This window comes from Streptomyces klenkii (assembly GCF_003626645.1).
Lineage (GTDB): Bacteria > Actinomycetota > Actinomycetes > Streptomycetales > Streptomycetaceae > Streptomyces > Streptomyces klenkii.
In genome coordinates this window covers 679,003-698,257 of sequence record NZ_RBAM01000003.1, presented here as the reverse complement: position 1 = coordinate 698,257, position 19,255 = coordinate 679,003, and the positions used below count along the sequence as shown (strand labels likewise).

Here is a 19,255-nt window from a genome sequence, read left to right as displayed (position 1 = left end):
CGGTCCTGCCGCCGGTTCTCTCGCCGCTCCTCTCGCCGGTGTCTCCGGCGCCGCCTTGATCTCTTCTTGACGAACTCATGCCCCACGGTTGAGCAGTTCGCCGAAAGAGTGACGCAACGTGGGCGTGCTCATGCCAGTACGCCCACTGTTTTGCGACCACTCGTTTCGCAGGGGGTTCCATGAGATCAAGCCGCACCCGCGTGCGCGCCGGACTGGCCCTGGCGGCAGCACTGCCGCTGGCCGCCGGGGCGCTCGCGCTCGGCACGCCCACCGCCCTGGCGGCCCAGCCCGGGCCGCACGACCGGCAGGCGCTGGCGGGCACCAAGCCGCTGTGGGCGACGCCCTCGGCCGACCGCGGCACGGCCGACGCGGCGGAGAAGGTCACCGCCCGCGTCTACCTCGCCGGCCGGGACGCCGAGGGGCTGGCCGCCTACGCCCGGGCCGTCTCCGACCCGGCGTCCGCCTCGTACGGCAAGTACTTGACGTCGCGCCAGGCGAAGGAACGTTTCGGGGCGACGAAGGAGCAGATAGCCGGGGTCACCGGCTGGCTGACGTCCTCCGGCCTGAAGGTGACCGGCACCAACGACCACTACGTCACCGTCACCGGTGACGCCGCCGCGGCCCGGAAGGCCTTCGGCACCGAGCTGCACCGCTACGTCAAGGACGGCCGCACCTACCACGCGCCCTCCACCACGGCCTCCGTCCCCGCCTCGCTCGACGGCGCCGTCCTGACCGTCGTGGGCCTGAACGACGCCCCGCGCCTGGCCAAGCACCGCGAGACCCTCCCCGGCCCGTCGACCGCCTTCCGCAACGCCGGCCCGTTCTCCACGTACTACGGCTCGAACGTGAACAAGAGCCTGCCGTCCGCCTACGGCTCCCACGCGCCGTACGCGATCAAGGGCTACACGGGCAAGCAACTGCGTGCCGCGTACGGGGCGAAGAACTTCACCGGCAAGGGCGTCACGATCGCCATCACCGACGCCTACGCCTCCCCGACGATCGCCCAGGACATCCAGCAGTACGCCAAGCGCAACGGCGACAAGGGCTGGAGCAAGGGCCAGTACTCCCAGGTGCTGCCCGCCGACTGGACGCACACCGGCGAGAAGGAGTGCGACGCCTCCGGCTGGTACGGCGAGGAGACCCTCGACATCGAGGCCGCCCACGCCGTCGCCCCGGACGCCGGCATCGTCTACGTGGCCGGCAAGTCCTGCCAGGACGACGACCTGATCGACGCCCTGCACAAGATCGTCGACGGGCGGCTCGCGGACATCGTCTCCAACTCCTGGGGCGACGTCGAGAGCAACGAGACCCCGGACGTGGCCGCCGCCTACGACCAGGTCTTCCAGACCGGCGCCGTCGAGGGCATCGGCTTCTACTTCTCCTCCGGCGACGACGGCGACAACGTCGGCAAGCACGGCACCAAGCAGACCGACACGCCCGCCAACTCCCCGTGGGTCACCTCCGTCGGCGGCACCTCCCTCGCCGTCGGCAAGGGCGACAAGTACTTGTGGGAGACCGGCTGGGGCACCCACAAGGCGGAGCTCTCCAAGGACGGCCTGAGCTGGGAGGGCTCGGTCTTCACGGGCGGCGCCGGCGGCGGCACCAGCAAGATCCACCAGCAGCCGTTCTACCAGCGCGGCGTCGTCCCCGACGCGCTCGCCAAGGCGAACGGCAGCACCCCCATGCGCGTCGGCCCCGACATCGCGGCCGTCGCCGACTCCAGCACCGGCTTCCTCGTCGGCCAGACCCAGACCTTCCCCGACGGCTCGGTGAAGTACGACGAGTACCGCATCGGCGGCACCTCGCTCGCGGCCCCGGTGATCGCCGGCGTCCAGGCGCTCGCCCAGCAGGCCCGCCACGGCGTGCCGATCGGCTTCGCCAACCCCGCCATCTACGACCGCTACGGCACCGCCGCCTACCACGACGTCACCGACCACCCGCTCGGCAAGGGGCAGGGCATCGGCGTCGTCCGCGTCGACTACAAGAACAGCGTGGACGCCAAGGACGGCCTGGTCACCTCGCTGCGCAGCCTCGGCGGCGACAGCTCCCTCTCGGCCGTCGCCGGCTACGACGACGTCACGGGCGTGGGCTCGCCGGGCGAGTCCTACGTGACGTCGTACGTCCCCGGTCACCGCGGCTGACCATCCGGGGCCACCGCGGCTGACGCCGCGCTCCGTCCCGCCGTTGCGGCAGCGAAAAGACGCCCGCCGCAACGGCGAGACGCCCTCACGGCGGGGGTCCGGCGGAATCCGTGGCCGCCGGAACCCGTACGTGGCCGTCATCCGCCGGAGGCTCCTGCGGTAACCTGACTGCATGCGTGCCGTACGCCTTCTGCTTAGCGGGCCGCGCTGATCAGTACCGACCGGTGACCACGGTCGGCATCGGCGCGGCGTCCCCTCCTGTGCGAGGGGCTTTTTCATTTCCGCAGGTGCCGCAGGTAGAGACGACGACGATCGATGGAGCTTTGAGGACGATGAGCGAGACCAATACCGCCGCCGAGGTGGCTGCCCCGCACCGCTACACGGCCGCGCTGGCCGCCGACATCGAGGCACGCTGGCAGGACGCCTGGGACGCCGAGGGCACGTACGAGGCCCCCAACCCGAGCGGCGACCTGGCGGGCGACCCGGCGGTCGTGGCACGCCCCAAGAAGTTCATCATGGACATGTTCCCGTACCCCTCGGGTGCGGGCCTGCACGTCGGCCACCCGCTCGGCTACATCGCCACCGACGTCTACGCGCGCTACCACCGCATGACCGGGCACAACGTCCTGCACACCCTGGGCTTCGACGCCTTCGGCCTGCCCGCCGAGCAGTACGCCGTGCAGACCGGCACCCACCCGCGGGTCTCCACCGAGGCCAACATCGTCAACATGAAGGCGCAGCTGCGCCGCCTGGGCCTGGGCCACGACAAGCGCCGCTCCTTCGCGACGATCGACCCGGCCTACTACAAGTGGACCCAGTGGATCTTCCTCCAGATCTTCAACTCCTGGTACGACGAGGAGGCGAAGAAGGCCCGCCCGATCGCCGAGCTGGTCGAGCAGTTCGAGAGCGGCCGGCGCGAGGTGCCGGGCGGGCGCGCGTGGAGCGAGCTGACCGCGGCCGAGCGCTCCGACGCCCTGGGCGAGTACCGCCTGGCCTACGCCTCCGAGGCGCCCGTCAACTGGTGCCCCGGCCTGGGCACCGTGCTGGCCAACGAGGAGGTCACCGCGGACGGCCGCTCCGAGCGCGGCAACTTCCCCGTCTTCAAGTCCAAGCTGCGCCAGTGGAACATGCGGATCACCGCGTACGCGGACCGCCTGCTGGAGGACCTGGACGCCCTGGACTGGCCCGAGGCCATCAAGCTCCAGCAGCGCAACTGGATCGGCCGCAGCGTCGGCGCCCGCGTCGACTTCGCCGTCGAGGGCCACGCCGAGGCCGCGGTCACCGTCTTCACCACCCGCCAGGACACCCTCTTCGGCGCCACCTACCTGGTCGTCGCGCCCGAGCACCCGCTGGTGACCGAGGACGAGGCGCACCGCTCCGCCATCCCGGCCGCCTGGCCCGAGGGCACCCACGAGGACTGGACCGGCGGGCACGCCACCCCGGCCGAGGCCGTCGCCGCCTACCGCAAGGAGGCCGCCGCCAAGTCCGACGTCGAGCGCCAGGCCGATGCCAAGGAGAAGACCGGCGTCTTCACCGGCGTCTACGCGGTCAACCCGGTCAGCGGCGAGAAGCTGCCCGTCTTCACGGCCGACTACGTTCTCATGGGCTACGGCACCGGCGCGATCATGGCCGTCCCCGCGCACGACAGCCGCGACTTCGCCTTCGCGCGCGCCTTCGACCTGCCGATGCGCTGCGTCGTGCAGCCGGCCGACGACCGCGGCACCGACCCCGCCGCGTGGGCCGAGTCCTTCGACTCGTACGACGCCGAGATCATCAACTCCGCCGGCGAGGGCATCTCCCTGGACGGCCTGGTCGTCAGCGACGCGAAGGCCCGCATGGCCGAGTGGCTGACCGAGCGGGGCATCGGCGAGGCCACCGTCAACTACCGCCTGCGCGACTGGCTCTTCAGCCGCCAGCGCTACTGGGGCGAGCCCTTCCCGATCGTCTACGACGAGCAGGGCGTCGCCCACGCGCTGCCCGAGTCGATGCTGCCGCTGGAGCTGCCCGAGGTCGAGGACTACTCGCCGCGCACCTTCGAGCCCGACGACGCCGACACCGAGCCCGAGACCCCGCTCTCCCGCAACGAGGACTGGGTCAACGTCACGCTCGACCTCGGCGACGGCCCCAAGCGCTACCGCCGCGAGACCAACACCATGCCCAACTGGGCCGGCTCCTGCTGGTACGAGCTGCGCTACGTCGACCCGCACAACGACCAGCAGCTGGTCTCCCCCGAGGCCGAGCAGTACTGGATGGGCCCGCGCGAGGGGCAGCCGCACGGCGGCGTCGACCTGTACGTCGGCGGCGCCGAGCACGCCGTGCTGCACCTGCTGTACGCCCGCTTCTGGTCCAAGATCCTCTTCGACCTGGGCCACGTCTCCTCGGCCGAGCCGTTCCACAAGCTCTACAACCAGGGCATGATCCAGGCGTACGTCTACCGCGACGCCCGCGGCTTCCCCGTCCCGGCCACCGAGGTGGAGGAGCGCGAGGGCGCGTACTACTTCCAGGGCGAGAAGGTCAGCCGGCTGCTCGGCAAGATGGGCAAGTCCCTGAAGAACGCCGTCACGCCGGACGAGATCTGCGCCGAGTACGGCGCCGACACCCTGCGCCTCTACGAGATGGCGATGGGCCCGCTGGACGTCTCCCGCCCGTGGGACACCCGCGCCGTCGTCGGCCAGTACCGGCTGCTCCAGCGCCTGTGGCGCAACGTCGTCGACGAGGCCACCGGTGAGGTCACCGTGGTGGACTCCGAGGCCGACGACGCGACGCTGCGCGCCCTGCACAAGGCGATCGACGGCGTCGCCCAGGACCTGGCGAACCTGCGCTTCAACACCGCCATCGCCAAGATCACCGAGCTCAACAACCACGTGACCAAGCTGCGCGAGGTCCCGCGGTCTGTCGCCGAGGCCATGGTGCTGCTCATCGCGCCGCTGGCCCCGCACATCGCCGAGGAGCTGTGGCGCAAGCTCGGCCGCTCCGGCTCCGTGGTGCACGCGGACTTCCCCGTCGCCGACCCCGCCTACCTGGTGGACGAGGCCGTGATCTGCGTCGTCCAGATCAAGGGCAAGGTCAAGGCGCGGCTGGAGGTCCCGCCGTCCATCTCCGACGAGGAGCTGGAGAAGGTCGCGCTGGGCGACCCGGCGGTCGTCGCGGCGCTCGGCGGCGCGGGCATCCGCAAGGTCATCGTGCGGGCGCCGAAGCTGGTGAACATCGTTCCGGCGTAAGGTCCGGTCCGGCGTCGTTCCGGCGTAAGGGACGGTCCGGCTGCTGAGGGTTCTTCCCTACGGGCAGGTTGGGGGTTCGTTCGGAACCCGCGGCCTGCCCGTGCCGTTTACGGTGGAGGGGAGACGGCGGACGCCGTCCCCACACCGTCCCGAGGAGCGTCATGGAAGCCGTGGCCGTGATCGTCGCACTGATCTTCGCGGTCCTCGTCGCGCTGGCAGTGATCGCCACGGTCAGGACGGTGCGGGCGGTCAAGCGCGGCGTGGACCGCACGGTCCACCAGGCGCGGCGCACGGTCGAGGACACCCGGCTGAAGGCCAGGCAGTTCGCCCAGCCGGGCGCGGCCGGGGAGGTCGCGCAGCTGCGCCTCTCGCTGCGCACGTCGATGCGCGCCACGCAGGACGCCCTCCAGACCGCCGCCCCCGAGGCCCCGTCGCTCTCCGAGGCGCTCGCCCTCTTCCAGCGCCTCAGCGCCCACGGCCACGAGCTGGACGACGAGCTCAAGCGGCTGGAGACCGAGCCGGACAAGGACCGGATCTCGGCCCGCCTGCCCGAGCTCCGCGAGCGCACGGCCCGCGTCAAGGACTCGGCGGATTCGCTGCGCTTCGCCGCCCAGGACCGGGCCCGGCGCTTCGCCGACGACGACCTGGAGACGCTGAGCGGCCAGATCCGCATGGAGGCGGGCGCGCTGCGGCACTGGAGCGACGAGGGAATGGACGAGGGAACGGACGCGGGGATCGGCGAGGCTGCGGGAGCGGGAGCGGGGGCCGGCGGTCGGGCGGCCGCTCCGGGCGCCGGGGCGCCGGCGGGGGAGCAGCCGGAGCCGCGCGCGATCACCGGACGGGACCGGGATCGGGACGCGTGGCGTTCGCCGGGTTATTCGTGGCAGAAGACGGGCCGGACGGAGAATGCGGGCTGACCGGCGGGTCTGCGGGTCTGCGGGTCTGCTTCATGGGCCTACCTCATGGGCCTACCTCATGGGGGCTCCCGTTGTCCGGTCGTCCCGCGAGATGACCACCTGTACGGGGGCCGTACTGCCGTCGGAGCGCCCCGGCGGGTAACCTCCGGAACATGTCCCGCCATGTCGCTGTCATTACTGATTCAACGGCCTATCTGCCGCAGCGGGCGATGGAGCGGCACAGCATCACCGCCGTACCGCTCACCGTCGTGCTGGGGGACGAGGCGCTCGAAGAGGGCACCGAGATCTCGGCCCGCTGCGTGGCCGAGGCGCTGAAGAAGCGCAGGCCGGTGACCACGTCGCGGCCTGGCCCAGAGGTCTTCGCGGCGGCGTACCGCGCGGCCGCCGAGGCGGGTGCGCAGGGGATCGTGTCGCTGCACCTGTCGTCGGAGTTCTCCGGCACGTACGACGCGGCGGTTCTCGCGGCGCGCGACGCGGAGGTGCCGGTGCGGGTCGTGGATACGGGCATGGTCGCCATGGCCCTCGGCTTCTGCGCGCTGGCCGCCGCCGAGACGGTGGACGCCGGCGGCACCCTCGACGAGGCGGTCGCCGCGGCGGAGAAGCGCGCGCAGGGCACGGCCGCCTACTTCTACGTCGACACCCTGGACTACCTGCGCCGGGGCGGCCGGATCGGCGCGGCCCAGGCCCTGCTGGGCTCGGCGCTCGCCGTCAAGCCGCTGCTGCAACTGGAGGGCGGCCGGATCGAGCTGCGCGAGAAGGTGCGCACGGCGTCCAAGGCCATCGCGCGGCTGGAGGAGATCGCGGTCGAGCGCGCGGCAGCGGGCCCCGTCGACATCGCGGTCCACCACCTGGCGGCGCCGGACCGTGCGACCGAGCTGGCCGACCGCCTGCGGGAACGGCTGCCGGCGCTGGAGGAGCTGCACGTCAGCGAGGTGGGAGCGGTCATCGGGGCGCACACGGGGCCGGGCCTGCTGGCCGTGGTGGTGGCGCCGAAGTAGGCGGTAACTCCGCCGCCCCGTTCGCCCGCCCGGGTGGCGAAGTTATCCACAACTGCCGGGTTATCCACGGAAATCAGACCGTCTCAGCGGGATCGAGGGAATCGCCCTACGGTCTTGCGCATGACGGATCGCGTGCAGGGGCACCTCTCCCCACCCGGGCGCAACCGCCCGCGGTGGGGCGGCGGTTGGCGGATCGCGGTGCGGGAGCGCCTGCCGCTGTGGCTGCAACTGCGGTGCGGCATGGAGCCGAAGACGCTTGCCGCGCTCGTGGTCGTGCTGGCGGCGGCGTGTGCCTTCGCCGCGTACCACTTCCTGGCCGGGCGCCCGCAGACCGTCCGGGTGCCCGCGCGGGAGACGCCGGTCGTGGTGACTCCGCCGCCTCCGCCGCCGGTCGTGGCCTCGCCGTCCCGTACGGGCGGGGCGGTGGTCGTGGACGTGGCGGGCAAGGTCCGCAGGCCCGGCGTGCTGCGCCTGCCACCGGGTTCGAGGGTGGCCGACGCGCTGGCCGCGGCCGGCGGGGCCCGCCCGGGCGCGGACACGACGGGCCTCAACAGGGCGCGCGTGCTCGTGGACGGGGAGCAGATCGTGGTGGGCGCCCCGGCGGGCGGCCCGGGCGGTCCGGGCGGTCCGGGCGGCGGTCCGGGCGGTGCGCCGGCGGCGGCATCGGCGGCCGCGGCCGGGGGAGGGCCCGCACCGGGCGCGCCGGTGAGCCTGAACTCCGCGACGGTCGAGCAACTGGACGCGCTGCCGGGCGTCGGCCCCGTCCTGGCCCGGCACATCCTCGACTACCGCACGCAGCACGGCGGTTTCCGCTCCGTAGAGGAGCTCCGCAAGGTCAATGGAATCGGCAGCCGCCGCTTCACCGACCTCCGTCCCCTGGTGCAGCCATGACGACCACCGCGGACACCGCCGCCACGACCGGCACACGAGGGCCCGTACGGAACGAGGGCCCGACGGATCTGCGGCTGATCGCGCCCGCCCTCGCGGCGTGGGTGGCGGCGGCCGCGGCCCTGACCGCGAGCGGCTGGGCCGTGGGCGCGGCGGCAGGCGCCGGGGCCGTGACAGCAGGCGTGTTGCCGGCCAGGGGAAGGGCGGGCCGGGGCGGGATCGCCGTAGCCCTTGCCGCTGTCCTCCTCTGCGCGGCGGCCGGCGCCGCGGTGGGCGCCTTGCGGGGCGCGGATTCCCGCCGGGGGCCGCTGCCCGGGCTGGCCTGCAGGCATGCCGAGGCGGTGGTGGAGGCGACGGTCACGGCCGACCCGAGGGCCGTGCGCCCGCACGTGCGGGGAGCGGCCCGGGCGGCGCCCGCCGCCGTCGTCGAGGCCGAGGCGGTCAAGGTGACCGCAGGCCGCGTGACGATCGCCGTCCGCACACCCGTACTGCTGATCGCGCCGCCCTCGTGGCTCGGGCTGCTGCCGTCCACCCGGGTCCGGGCCGAAGGGCGCCTCGCCGTGCCGACCGGGGCGGCAGGGCCCGGCCCGCTGCCCGCCGCGGTGCTGCGGATCGGCGGCCGGGAGCCGCCGCGGGTCGTCGGCGGGCCGAGCGCGGTGCAGCGCGTCGCCGGCAGGTTCCGCGCGGGGCTGCGGGAGGCCACGGACGGGCTGCCCGAGGACCCGCGGGCTCTGCTCCCCGGCCTCGTGGTGGGGGACACCTCGCGGGTGCCGCCCGACCTCGACGAGGCGTTCCGGGCGACCGGGATGACGCACTTGCTGGCCGTCTCGGGCAGCAACCTCGCGATCCTGCTCGCCGTGCTCGTCGGGCCGCCGCACCTGGCCGCCCGCACCGAGCGCCGCGGCCTCGCGGCCCGGCTCGGGGTGCCCCTGCGGGCCACGGCGGTGCTGGGCGCGGGGCTCGTGCTGGGGTTCGTCGTGGTGTGCCGGCCCGATCCGAGCGTGCTGCGTGCGGCCGCCTGCGGACTGGTGCTGCTGCTCGCCCTCGGCACGGGCCGGCGCCGCAGCCTGCTGCCCGCCCTCGCGGCCGCCGCCCTGCTGCTCGTCCTCTACGACCCGTGGCTCGCCCGCAGCCCGGGCTTCCTCCTCTCGGTGCTCGCCACCGGCGCCCTGCTGACCCTCGCGCCGCGCTGGAGCGGGGCCCTGCAACGGCGCGGAGTGCCGCCGCGCGTGGCCGAGGCCCTGGCGGCGGCCGCCGCCGCGGAGGCGGTCTGCGCTCCGGTGATCGCCGTGCTGGCGGAGCGGGTGAGCCTGGTGGCGGTGCCGTGCAATCTCCTCGCCGAGGCGGCCGTCGCACCCGCCACGGTGCTGGGTTTCGCCGCGCTCGCCGTGTCGCCCGTGGCCCTGCCCGCCGCCGTGTGGCTCGCCCGGATCGCGTCCTGGCCCGCCTCCTGGGCCGCCGCGGTGGCCCGTACGGGCGCGGACCTGCCCGGGGCGGAGCCGGCCTGGCCGGGCGGCTGGACCGGCGGCTTGCTGCTCGCCGCGGTCGTGGCCGCCGCCGTGCTCACGGCCGGCCGGCTGCTCCGCAGCCCCTGGGCCTGCGCGGCGTGCGCGCTGCTGCTGCTCGTCGCGGTCGTCCGCCCGGCGCCCCTGAACCGCGCGGTGACGGGCTGGCCGCCGCCCGGCTGGCGGCTCGCGGTCTGCGATGTGGGGCAAGGAGACGCCTTGGTCCTCGCGGCGGGCGAGGGGAGCGCGGTCGTCGTGGACGCCGGGCCGGAGCCACGGGCTGTGGACCGGTGCCTGAGCGCGCTCGGCGTCGAGCGGATCCCCCTCGTCCTGCTGACCCACTTCCACGCCGACCACGTGGACGGACTGCCCGGGGTGCTGCGCGGCCGGGCGGTCGGGGGCATCGAGACGACGCCGTACGCGGAGCCGGCGGGCCAGGCCGCGTTCGTCCGCCGCGAGGCCGGGCGCGCGCACGTGCCCGTGACCACGGCCCGGGCGGGGGAGCGCCGCCGCGTGGGCGAGCTGACGTGGGAGGTGCTGTGGCCGCCTCCGGCGGGCACGTCGGCGGTGGCCGAGGAGGGCCCCAACGACGCCAGCGTCACCCTGCTGGTCCGCAGCGCCGGCCTGACCGCGCTGCTGCTCGGCGACCTGGAGCCGCCCGCCCAGCAGGCCCTCCGGGAGGCCCACCCCGGGCTGCCCGCCGTAGACGTCCTCAAGGTCGCCCACCACGGCTCCGCCCACCAGGACCCGCAGTTGATACGCGGGCTCCGGCCGCGCCTCGCAGTCGTCTCGGCCGGCGCGGGCAACCCCTACGGCCACCCCTCGCCCCGCACGCTCGGTGCGCTCCGGGCGCAGGGCACGGCCGTCCTGCGGACCGACACCGACGGCCCGGTCGCGGTGACCGGCAGCGGGGCGGAGGTCACGGCGGTCACCAGGGCCACGGCGGGACGACGGAGAGGCGCAGGGCGCAGACATCAGCACAGACATCAGCACAGACAAAGGGACGGGCCGCCGCGGCACACACCACCACGGCCCAGGCCCACGGCCGGGACCACAGGCCGATGACATCGGCCACGATCTGAGGGATAACTGACCCATGGACAAGATCATCAGCAGTGCCGACGCCGACGCGTACCTGGCCCGTATCGGCGTCCCCCGGCCGTCCGTGCCGGACCTGGCCGCGTTGCGCGAGCTGCACCTGCGCCACCTGCACGCGGTGCCGTTCGAGAACCTGTCGATCCACCTCGGCGAGGAGATCGTGCTCGACCCCGCCGCCCTCGTGGCCAAGGTGACGGGCGGGCGGGGCGGCTTCTGCTACGAGCTCAACGGCGCGTTCGCCGCGCTGCTGGAGGCCCTGGGCTACCAGGTTACGCGGCTGGCCGGGCGGGTGATGGGGCCTGAGGGGCTGTTCGGCCCGCCCTTCGACCACCTGGCGCTGCTGGTCCGGACGGCGGACAGCGAGGAGCCGTGGCTGGTGGACATCGGCTTCGGCCGGAACAGCCACTACCCGCTGCGGTTCGGCGAGCGGGGCGAGCAGGCCGACCCCGCCGGCACCTTCCGGCTCGCCGAGACGGCGGACGGGGACCTCGACCTCCTCCGGGAGGGCGAGGTGCAGTACCGCCTCGAACTCCGGCCCCGGGAGCTGGCGGACTTCGAGGGCGGCTGCTGGTGGCACCGCACCTCGCCCAAGTCCCTCTTCACCCGGGCGGTGATCTGCTCCCGCCTCACCGACAGCGGCCGCGTCACCCTCAGCGACCGCACCCTCGTCACGACCGGCGCGACGGGCCGTCAGGAGCTGCCGCTGGCGGAGGAGGAGATCCTGCCCGCCTTCCGCGAGCACTTCGGCATCGCGCTCGACCGGGTGCCGCAGGCGCGGCGCACATCGGAGGGCCGGGGCATGTCGTAGCCGCGGGGCGGGCGGGGGCCACCATGTTTCTTGTGAGGATGCCCCGGCGTTCACGCCGTGGAGGAATCGGCACCTGGCGTTGCGGCGTGGGGCGTCACCGTATCCGGTTCATGGGCGCGGAGCGCCTGCACGGCGGCCCGGCAGAGCCGAGGCGATACGAACATGCGTACCTGTGGCCGCCGGTTGGGGTGGTGGTTGCGTGATCAGGAACGGGTGTGTGGTGGTCGCGCGTACGGTCTTGCTGGAGAGGACGGGATGCCACGGTGTTCCGGCCGGGGGCTGTGGAGGGGGTGAGGGTGTGGCGGATCCGGGGAGGGCCGCGGAGACCGGCCATGCTCGCTATTCCTACCGGCTGCGCGTGTCATCGACCGCCCGTGCCGCGCTGGAGGCTGAGTGGGCCCGCTGCCGGTGGGTCTGGAACGAGTGCGTAGCCCGCTCCACAAAGGCCTGCCGGGACAGCGAGTCGTGTGGCCCGGCCCGCCTGGACCGGATGCTCACTGAGGCCAGGGCAGGAAGCCCATGGCTGCGGGAGGGCAGTTCGGTTGTGCAGCAGCAGGTCATTCGCGACTTCGCCAGGTCCCGCACCAAGGCCCTGAAGGACATCAGGCAGCGGCTGCCCCTGCACCGTCGCGCCGGGATGCCGAAGTGCAAGAAGAAGCGCGAGGCACTGCCGACACTGAACTACACACGGCGCGGCTTCCGTCTCAAAGACAGCCGTCTGCACTTGGCGGGCGGGATCGTGCTGACGGTGGTGTGGTCGCGGGAACTTTCGGCCGGACCGTCTTCGGTGCGCGTGTACCAGGATTCTCTGGGTCACTGGTACTGCTCGTTTGTGGTCCCGGCCGGGGTCCGGCCTCTGCCCGCCACGGGCGCGGTGATCGGGATCGACTGGGGGGTGAAGGAGACCGCGACCACCATCAGCGACGCGCATGACCTTCCCCACGCCGAGCATGGCCGGAAGGCCAGGGAGAAGCTGACCCGGTACGACCGGATGACGGCCCGCCGCAGACCGAAAAGCGGGCAGCCCGCGTCGAAGGGCTACCGGCAGGCGAAGCGGCTGCGGGCCAAGGCGTACAAGAAGGTTGCCCGGCAGCGGCAGGATACCGGCCGCAAGTGGGCGAAGAAGGTCGTCCGTGACCATGATGCGATAGCGGTGGAGGACTTCCGGCCTAAGTTCCTCAGCCGTACCACCATGGCGCGCAAAGCCGCCGACGCGGCGATCGGCGCCACCAAGCGGGCCCTGATGGAGATGGGCCGCAAGCACGGCCGCGCCGTGCACCTGGTACATCCCGCGCACACCACGATGGACTGTGCGCAGTGCGGAGCGAGAACCAAGCACGCACTTCCTCTGTCGGAACGTACCTACACCTGCACCGCGTGCGGAGCCGTGTCCGCCAGGGACAAGAACTCCGCCCGCGTGATGCTGGTCCGGGCTGGTCTCAACCCGGCTGGTGCTGATCGCGTAAGACCTGACCGTCCGCAGGACAGCCAGGCAGCGTGAGCCAGAAATCCCCCTCGTCCACGAAGGGGAGGTTTCAATCGCGTTCGAGCCAGCCGTCGTACTCCTCGGCCAGCTCGCGCAGGGCGGCGAGGTCGAGGTCGCCCTCGGGGGCCTCCAGGACGACCAGCCACTGGGCGTCCTCGGCGTCGTCCTCGCCCGCCAGGGCCTCGCGGACTATCTGCGGGTCGTCGTCGAGCGCGAAGCGCTGCGCGGCCTCCTCGGCCGCCTCCTCCGCGGCATCACGGTCGGGAAGCACCAGGAGGTGTCGTACGGAATCGGTGTCTGAGGAGAGATAAGGGCTGCTCACAACGCACATTGTGCGATATGGCGGACGGGCGCGCGGGGGGAGGTGTCAGTAGCGCGTGGGATGCTGGTCGCGATGGCCAGGAAGACTGCAACCGACGATGTTCTCGCCCCCGTCACGCTCGCCGTGGGCCAGGAGGATCTCCTCCTGGACCGGGCCGTCCGGGAGGTGGTCGCGGCCGCCCGCGCCGCCGACGCGGACACCGACGTGCGTGACCTCACCCCCGACGCCCTCCAGCCGGGCACCCTCGCCGAGCTCACCAGCCCGTCGCTCTTCGCCGAGCGCAAGGTCGTGATCGTCCGCAACGCCCAGGACCTCTCCGCGGACACGATCAAGGACGTCAAGGGCTATCTCTCCGCGCCCGCCGAGGAGATCACTCTGGTGCTCCTGCACGCCGGCGGCGCCAAGGGCAAGGGCCTGCTGGACGCGGCGCGCAAGGCCGGGGCGCGGGAGGTCGCCTGCCCCAAGATGACCAAGCCTGCCGACCGCCTGGCATTCGTGCGGACCGAGTTCCGCACGGCCGGCCGCTCCGCGACCCCCGAGGCCTGCCAGGCCCTGGTGGACGCGATCGGCAGCGATCTGCGGGAGCTGGCCAGCGCCTGCACCCAGCTCGTCGCCGACGTCGACGGCACGATCGACGCCGCCGTCGTCGCGCGGTACTACACGGGCCGCGCCGAGGCCTCCAGCTTCACCGTCGCCGACCGTGCGGTGGAGGGGCGGGCCGCCGAGGCCCTGGAGGCGCTGCGCTGGGCCATGTCCACGGGCGTCGCGCCCGTCCTGATCACCAGCGCCCTCGCGCAGGGCGTCCGCGCCATCGGCAAGCTCGCCTCCGCCCCCCGCGGCGCCCGCCCGGGCGACCTCGCGCGGGACCTCGGCATGCCGCCGTGGAAGATCGACAGGGTCCGGCAGCAGATGCGGGGCTGGTCCGCCGACGGCGTCGCGGCGGCGCTCACCGCGATCGCGGAGGCCGATGCCGGCGTCAAGGGCGGCGGCGACGATCCGGAGTACGCCCTGGAGAAGGCGGTCGTGGCTGTGGTCCGCGCGGCCAGAAGCCGCGGCTGAAAAGCCCGACGGTTCTTGAAGGGCCTGAAGGCGCCGAAAGCCCGAAGGCCCGGAAGGCCCCGGCGGAGGCCCTGAAAAGCCCGAAGGCCCCGGCCGAGGCCCCTAAGGCCCCCAAAGCCCGAAGGCCCCGTGCCGCCCTTGGGGAAAGGGGGCGCGGGGCCTTCGGGATCGTTCGTCGAGTCCTAGGACTCATGCCGCGCACGCGTGGCGAACGACCGAGCGCGGCGGGGGTGCCGGACCGGAGCGGTAGAGGGGCCGCTGATTCCGATACCGGCGAAGGACCGGGGCTCACGCCCCGGAGAGGCTTCAGCCCTTGAGGGCGGCAACCTGCTTGGCCAGCGCCGACTTCTTGTTGGCGGCGGCGTTCTTGTGCAGGACACCCTTGGTGGCGGCCTTGTCGAGCTTCTTGCCGGCCAGGGCAACGGCGGCGGTGGCCTTGGCGGCGTCACCGGCGACGATGGCCTCGCGGGCCGCACGGACAGCGGTCTTGACCGAGGACTTGACGGCCTTGTTACGCAGGCGCGCCTTCTCGTTGGTCTTGTTCCGCTTGATCTGGGACTTGATGTTCGCCACGAAAAGAGCCTTTTCAGGTTCGTTGGATTTCGATTGCGTGTCATGTGCGTGTGAGAGGCACGACAGACACAGTGGACCAGGCTACCAGCAGCCCCTCCGGCCGCCCAAACCGGACGACGGCCGCCGCTCATGGGACGATGGAGGGGTCGTATACCCGACTCCCGCCGAGACTGGCGTACCAACGCCGAAGTCACCGAATGGATCCTGCGTGCCCGCGACCCCTACCAACGTGCCCGAGCCGAGCCGTACCGACCCGGCTCTGATCCGCAACTTCTGCATCATCGCGCACATCGACCACGGCAAGTCGACGCTCGCCGACCGGATGCTCCAGCTGACCGGTGTGGTCGACCAGCGGCAGATGCGCGCGCAGTACCTCGACCGGATGGACATCGAGCGCGAGCGCGGCATCACGATCAAGTCCCAGGCGGTCCGTCTGCCCTGGGCGCCCACCGAGGAGGCGGGCAACACCCACATCCTCAACATGATCGACACCCCTGGTCACGTCGACTTCACCTACGAGGTCTCGCGCTCGCTCGCCGCGTGCGAGGGCTGCATCCTCCTGGTCGACGCCGCGCAGGGCATCGAGGCCCAGACCCTCGCCAACCTCTACCTGGCGATGGAGAACGACCTCACGATCATCCCGGTCCTCAACAAGATCGACCTGCCTGCCGCCCAGCCGGAGAAGTTCGCCGCCGAGCTCGCGAACCTCGTCGGCTGCGAGCCCGAGGACGTCCTGCGGGTCTCCGCCAAGACCGGCGTCGGCGTGCCGGAGCTGCTGGACCGCGTCGTGCGCGACGTCCCGGCCCCGGTCGGCGTCAAGGGCGCCCCGGCCCGCGCGATGATCTTCGACTCGGTCTACGACTCCTACCGCGGCGTGGTCACCTACGTCCGTGTCGTCGACGGCGAGCTCAAGAAGCGCGAGCGCATCAAGATGATGTCGACCGGCGCCACCCACGAGCTGCTGGAGATCGGTGTCTCCTCGCCCGAGATGACGCCCGCCGACGGCCTGGGCGTCGGCGAGGTGGGCTACATCATCACCGGCGTGAAGGACGTGCGGCAGTCCAAGGTCGGTGACACGATCACCTCCCAGCAGAACGGCGCCACCGAGGCCCTGGGCGGCTACAAGGACCCGAAGCCGATGGTGTTCTCGGGCCTCTACCCGCTGGACGGCTCGGACTACCCGGAGCTCCGCGAGGCCCTGGACAAGCTCCAGCTCAACGACGCCGCGCTGGTCTACGAGCCGGAGACCTCGGCCGCCCTCGGCTTCGGCTTCCGCGTCGGCTTCCTCGGCCTGCTCCACCTGGACGTGGTCCGCGAGCGGCTGGAGCGCGAGTTCGGCCTCGACCTCATCGCCACGGCGCCCAACGTGGTCTACCAGGTCCGGATGGAGGACGGCGTCGAGCACACCGTCACCAACCCGAGCGAGTTCCCCGAGGGCAAGATCGCCGAGGTGCACGAGCCGGTCGTCAAGGCGACGGTCCTCGCGCCCACCGAGTTCGTCGGCGCGATCATGGAGCTCTGCCAGTCCCGCCGCGGCACGATGCTCGGCATGGACTACCTCTCCGAGGACCGGGTCGAGCTGCGCTACACCCTCCCGCTCGCGGAGATCGTCTTCGACTTCTTCGACCAGCTGAAGTCCAAGACCCGCGGCTACGCCTCCCTCGACTACGAGCCCACCGGCGAGCAGACCGCCGAGCTGGTCAAGGTCGACATCCTGCTGCACGGCGACAAGGTCGACGCCTTCTCCGCGATCACCCACAAGGACAAGGCGTACGCGTACGGCGTGCGGCTCGTGGCCAAGCTGCGCGAGCTCATCCCGCGGCAGAACTTCGAGGTGCCGATCCAGGCCGCGATCGGCTCCCGCGTCATCGCCCGTGAGACCGTCCGCGCCATCCGCAAGGACGTCCTCGCCAAGTGCTACGGCGGTGACATCTCCCGTAAGCGGAAGCTGCTGGAGAAGCAGAAGGAAGGCAAGAAGCGGATGAAGATGGTCGGCAGCGTGGAGGTCCCGCAGGAGGCCTTCATCGCGGTGCTGTCCAGCGACGAGTCGGGGGAGAAGGGCAAGAAGTAGCCCGCCCCCGGACCGCCTGCCGGCCTGCCCCCGGACCGCCCGCCGGTCCGGCCCCGGCCGCCTCCCGGTCAGTACGAAGCGCCCGTTCCACACCCGTGGGGCGGGCGCTTTCGTACCAGTGGTACGGGGTCTTGTGTGTGTTCCGGCTGTCCTGCCGGTCACAGCTTCGACAAGCCCATCTCAGCCCCTTACGCCACGGGCCCGGGCCGCTTACGCTGATCACTGCTTTGAAGGTTACTCGTGAGTCACCAGCAACGAATCGGGCCCCGGAGGACGCCGTGACCGAGACACAGGCTTTGATCGAGAACCGGCCGCCCTCCGTGGCGACGATCCTCCTCGAACGCGTTGAGGCGACACCCGGCGCGGAGGCCTACCGCTACCCCGTCCCCGCCCCCTCCGGCCAGGGCCCCGAGACCTGGGCCTCGCTCACCTGGGGCCAGGCCGCCGAGCGCGTCTTCGCGATCGCCGCGGGCCTGGTCGAGCTCGGCGTGCAGCCGGAGGAGCGGGTCGCCCTCTCCTCCGCCACCCGCGTGGAGTGGATCCTCACCGACCTCGGAGTGCTCTGTTCCGGGGCCGCGACGACCACCATCTACCCCAGCACCAACGCCGAGGAGACGGCGTTCATCCTCTCCGACTCCGAGAGCCGGGTGCTGATCGCCGAGAACGCGGCCCAGCTCGCCAAGGCCCGGCAGCACCGCGCCGAGCTGCCCGGCCTCGCGCACGTCGTGGTCGTCGAGGAGGCGGACGCCGTCCCCGCCGAGGGCGACCCCGAGGGCTGGGTGCTCTCCCTCGCCGAGCTGGAGCGGCGCGGCGCCGCCCGCCTGGCGGCCGAGCCCGGGGCCGTGCGCGAGCGCATCGAGGGCCTGCGCTCCGACCAGCTCGCCACCCTCATCTACACCTCCGGCACCACGGGCCGCCCCAAGGGCGTGCGCCTGCCGCACGACACCTGGTCGTACATGGCCCGCGCCATCCAGGCCACCGAGATGGTCCGCCCCGACGACGTGCAGTTCCTGTGGCTGCCGCTCGCGCACGTCTTCGGCAAGGTGCTGACGTGCAGCCAGATCAGCACCGGGCACGTCACCGCGGTCGACGGCCGCCAGGACCGGATCGCCGAGAACCTCCGGGTCGTCCGCCCCACCTACATGGCGGCCGTCCCACGCGTCTTCGAGAAGGTCTACAACGGCGTCGCGACCAAGGCCCGCGAGGGCGGCGGCGCCAAGTACAAGATCTTCCGCTGGGCCGCCGAGGTGGCCCGCGAGTACGCCAAGGCCTCCCAGGACAACTTCCGCCGCACCGGCACCACGGCCGTCCCCTTCGGCCTCGCCACCAAGCACAAGATCGCGGACGCCCTCGTCTACGCCAAGATCCGCGAGGCCTTCGGCGGCCGCCTGCGCGCCTGCGTCTCCGGCGCCTCCGCGCTGCCCCCGGACATCGGCTACTTCTTCTCCGGCGCCGGCATCCACATCCTGGAGGGCTACGGCCTCACCGAGACCAGCGCCGCCAGCTTCGTCAACCCCGGCGAGGCCTACCGCACCGGCACCGTCGGCAAGCCCCTGCCCGGCACCGAGGTCCGCATCGCCGACGACGGCGAGATCCTCCTGCGCGGCCCCGGCGTCATGGCCGGCTACCACCGCCTGCCCGAGAAGACCGCCGAGGTCCTGGAGAGCGACGGCTGGTTCCACACCGGCGACATCGGCGAGCTGTCCCCCGACGGCTACCTGCGCATCACCGACCGCAAGAAGGACCTGATCAAGACCTCGGGCGGCAAGTACGTCGCACCGACCGAGGTCGAGGGCCGCTTCAAGGCGCTGTGCCCCTTCGTCTCCAACGCCGTCGTGCACGGCGCCGACCGCAACTACTGCACCGCCCTCATCGCCCTGGACGAGCCCACCCTCATGTCCTGGGCCGTCGAGCATGACCTCGCCGGCAAGCCCTACGCCGAGGTCGTCGCCGACCCGCGGACCGTCGAGCTCATCGAGGGCTACGTGCAGCGGGTCAACGAGGGCCTCCAGCGCTGGCAGACGATCAAGAAGTTCCGGCTGCTGCCGCGCGACCTGGACGTCGAGCACGGCGAGCTCACCCCGAGCCTGAAGCTCAAGCGGCCCGCGGTCGAGCGGCGCTACCAGCACCTGATCGAGGAGATGTACGAGGGCGCCAGGGAGGCCTGA

General features: G+C 72.5%; 13 protein-coding genes. 11 read left to right on the top strand and 2 right to left on the bottom strand.

Annotation, left to right across the window (positions count from 1 at the left end; all coding sequences use genetic code 11):
- Positions 1-179 precede the first annotated feature (179 nt).
- The 8 genes from D7231_RS09910 (at position 180) to D7231_RS09875 (ending at position 13,077) form a co-directional block, all read left to right on the top strand.
- Entirely contained in the window at positions 180-2,141 is a 1,962-nt protein-coding gene (locus D7231_RS09910) for a S53 family peptidase (protein ID WP_120754558.1), read from the top strand.
- A 332-nt stretch (positions 2,142-2,473) separates the two neighbouring features.
- Positions 2,474-5,362 (top strand): leucine--tRNA ligase, encoded by a 2,889-nt coding sequence (locus tag D7231_RS09905; RefSeq protein ID WP_120754557.1) that lies wholly within the window; start codon positions 2,474-2,476, stop codon positions 5,360-5,362.
- A gap of 161 nt (positions 5,363-5,523) precedes the next feature.
- A complete protein-coding gene (locus D7231_RS09900) occupies positions 5,524-6,279 on the top strand; it encodes a hypothetical protein (protein WP_120754556.1) in 756 nt (251 codons plus the stop codon).
- A 152-nt stretch (positions 6,280-6,431) separates the two neighbouring features.
- Entirely contained in the window at positions 6,432-7,277 is an 846-nt protein-coding gene (locus tag D7231_RS09895) for a DegV family protein (RefSeq protein WP_120754555.1), read from the top strand.
- 120 nt (positions 7,278-7,397) lie between these two features.
- The gene (locus D7231_RS09890) at positions 7,398-8,168 is read left to right on the top strand and encodes a ComEA family DNA-binding protein (protein ID WP_120754554.1); all 771 of its coding nucleotides are present in this window, start codon (positions 7,398-7,400) and stop codon (positions 8,166-8,168) included.
- Positions 8,165-10,735 carry a ComEC/Rec2 family competence protein gene (locus tag D7231_RS09885; RefSeq protein WP_120754553.1) on the top strand — a complete coding sequence of 857 codons (2,571 nt, stop codon included), beginning with the start codon at positions 8,165-8,167 and terminating at the stop codon, positions 10,733-10,735. Before D7231_RS09890 ends, D7231_RS09885 begins: the two co-directional genes overlap by 4 nt.
- Positions 10,736-10,766: 31 nt before the next feature.
- A complete protein-coding gene (locus D7231_RS09880) occupies positions 10,767-11,576 on the top strand; it encodes an arylamine N-acetyltransferase family protein (protein WP_120754552.1) in 810 nt (269 codons plus the stop codon).
- Between the two features lie 298 nt (positions 11,577-11,874).
- Complete coding sequence (locus D7231_RS09875) at positions 11,875-13,077, top strand: RNA-guided endonuclease InsQ/TnpB family protein (RefSeq protein WP_120754551.1); 1,203 nt, start codon at positions 11,875-11,877, stop codon at positions 13,075-13,077.
- Positions 13,078-13,111: 34 nt separating this feature from the next.
- Here D7231_RS09875 and D7231_RS09870 read toward each other — a convergent pair whose 3' ends face one another.
- Complete coding sequence (locus D7231_RS09870) at positions 13,112-13,384, bottom strand: hypothetical protein (RefSeq protein WP_241999628.1); 273 nt, start codon at positions 13,382-13,384, stop codon at positions 13,112-13,114.
- Between the two features lie 72 nt (positions 13,385-13,456).
- Between D7231_RS09870 and holA the strand changes: the two genes are divergently transcribed.
- Positions 13,457-14,443: a DNA polymerase III subunit delta gene (holA, locus tag D7231_RS09865; RefSeq protein WP_199739332.1), complete on the top strand. Its 987-nt coding sequence runs from the start codon at positions 13,457-13,459 to the stop codon at positions 14,441-14,443.
- 306 nt (positions 14,444-14,749) lie between these two features.
- Here holA and rpsT read toward each other — a convergent pair whose 3' ends face one another.
- Positions 14,750-15,016 carry a 30S ribosomal protein S20 gene (gene rpsT, locus D7231_RS09860; RefSeq protein ID WP_120754548.1) on the bottom strand — a complete coding sequence of 89 codons (267 nt, stop codon included), beginning with the start codon at positions 15,014-15,016 and terminating at the stop codon, positions 14,750-14,752.
- A gap of 208 nt (positions 15,017-15,224) precedes the next feature.
- Here rpsT and lepA point away from each other — a divergent pair, with 208 nt between their 5' ends.
- Both lepA and D7231_RS09850 read left to right on the top strand, forming a co-directional pair.
- On the top strand, positions 15,225-17,087 hold the full coding sequence (gene lepA / locus D7231_RS09855; protein ID WP_120754547.1) for a translation elongation factor 4: 1,863 nt from the start codon (positions 15,225-15,227) through the stop codon (positions 17,085-17,087).
- A 278-nt stretch (positions 17,088-17,365) separates the two neighbouring features.
- Complete coding sequence (locus D7231_RS09850; RefSeq protein WP_120754546.1) at positions 17,366-19,255, top strand: AMP-dependent synthetase/ligase; 1,890 nt, start codon at positions 17,366-17,368, stop codon at positions 19,253-19,255.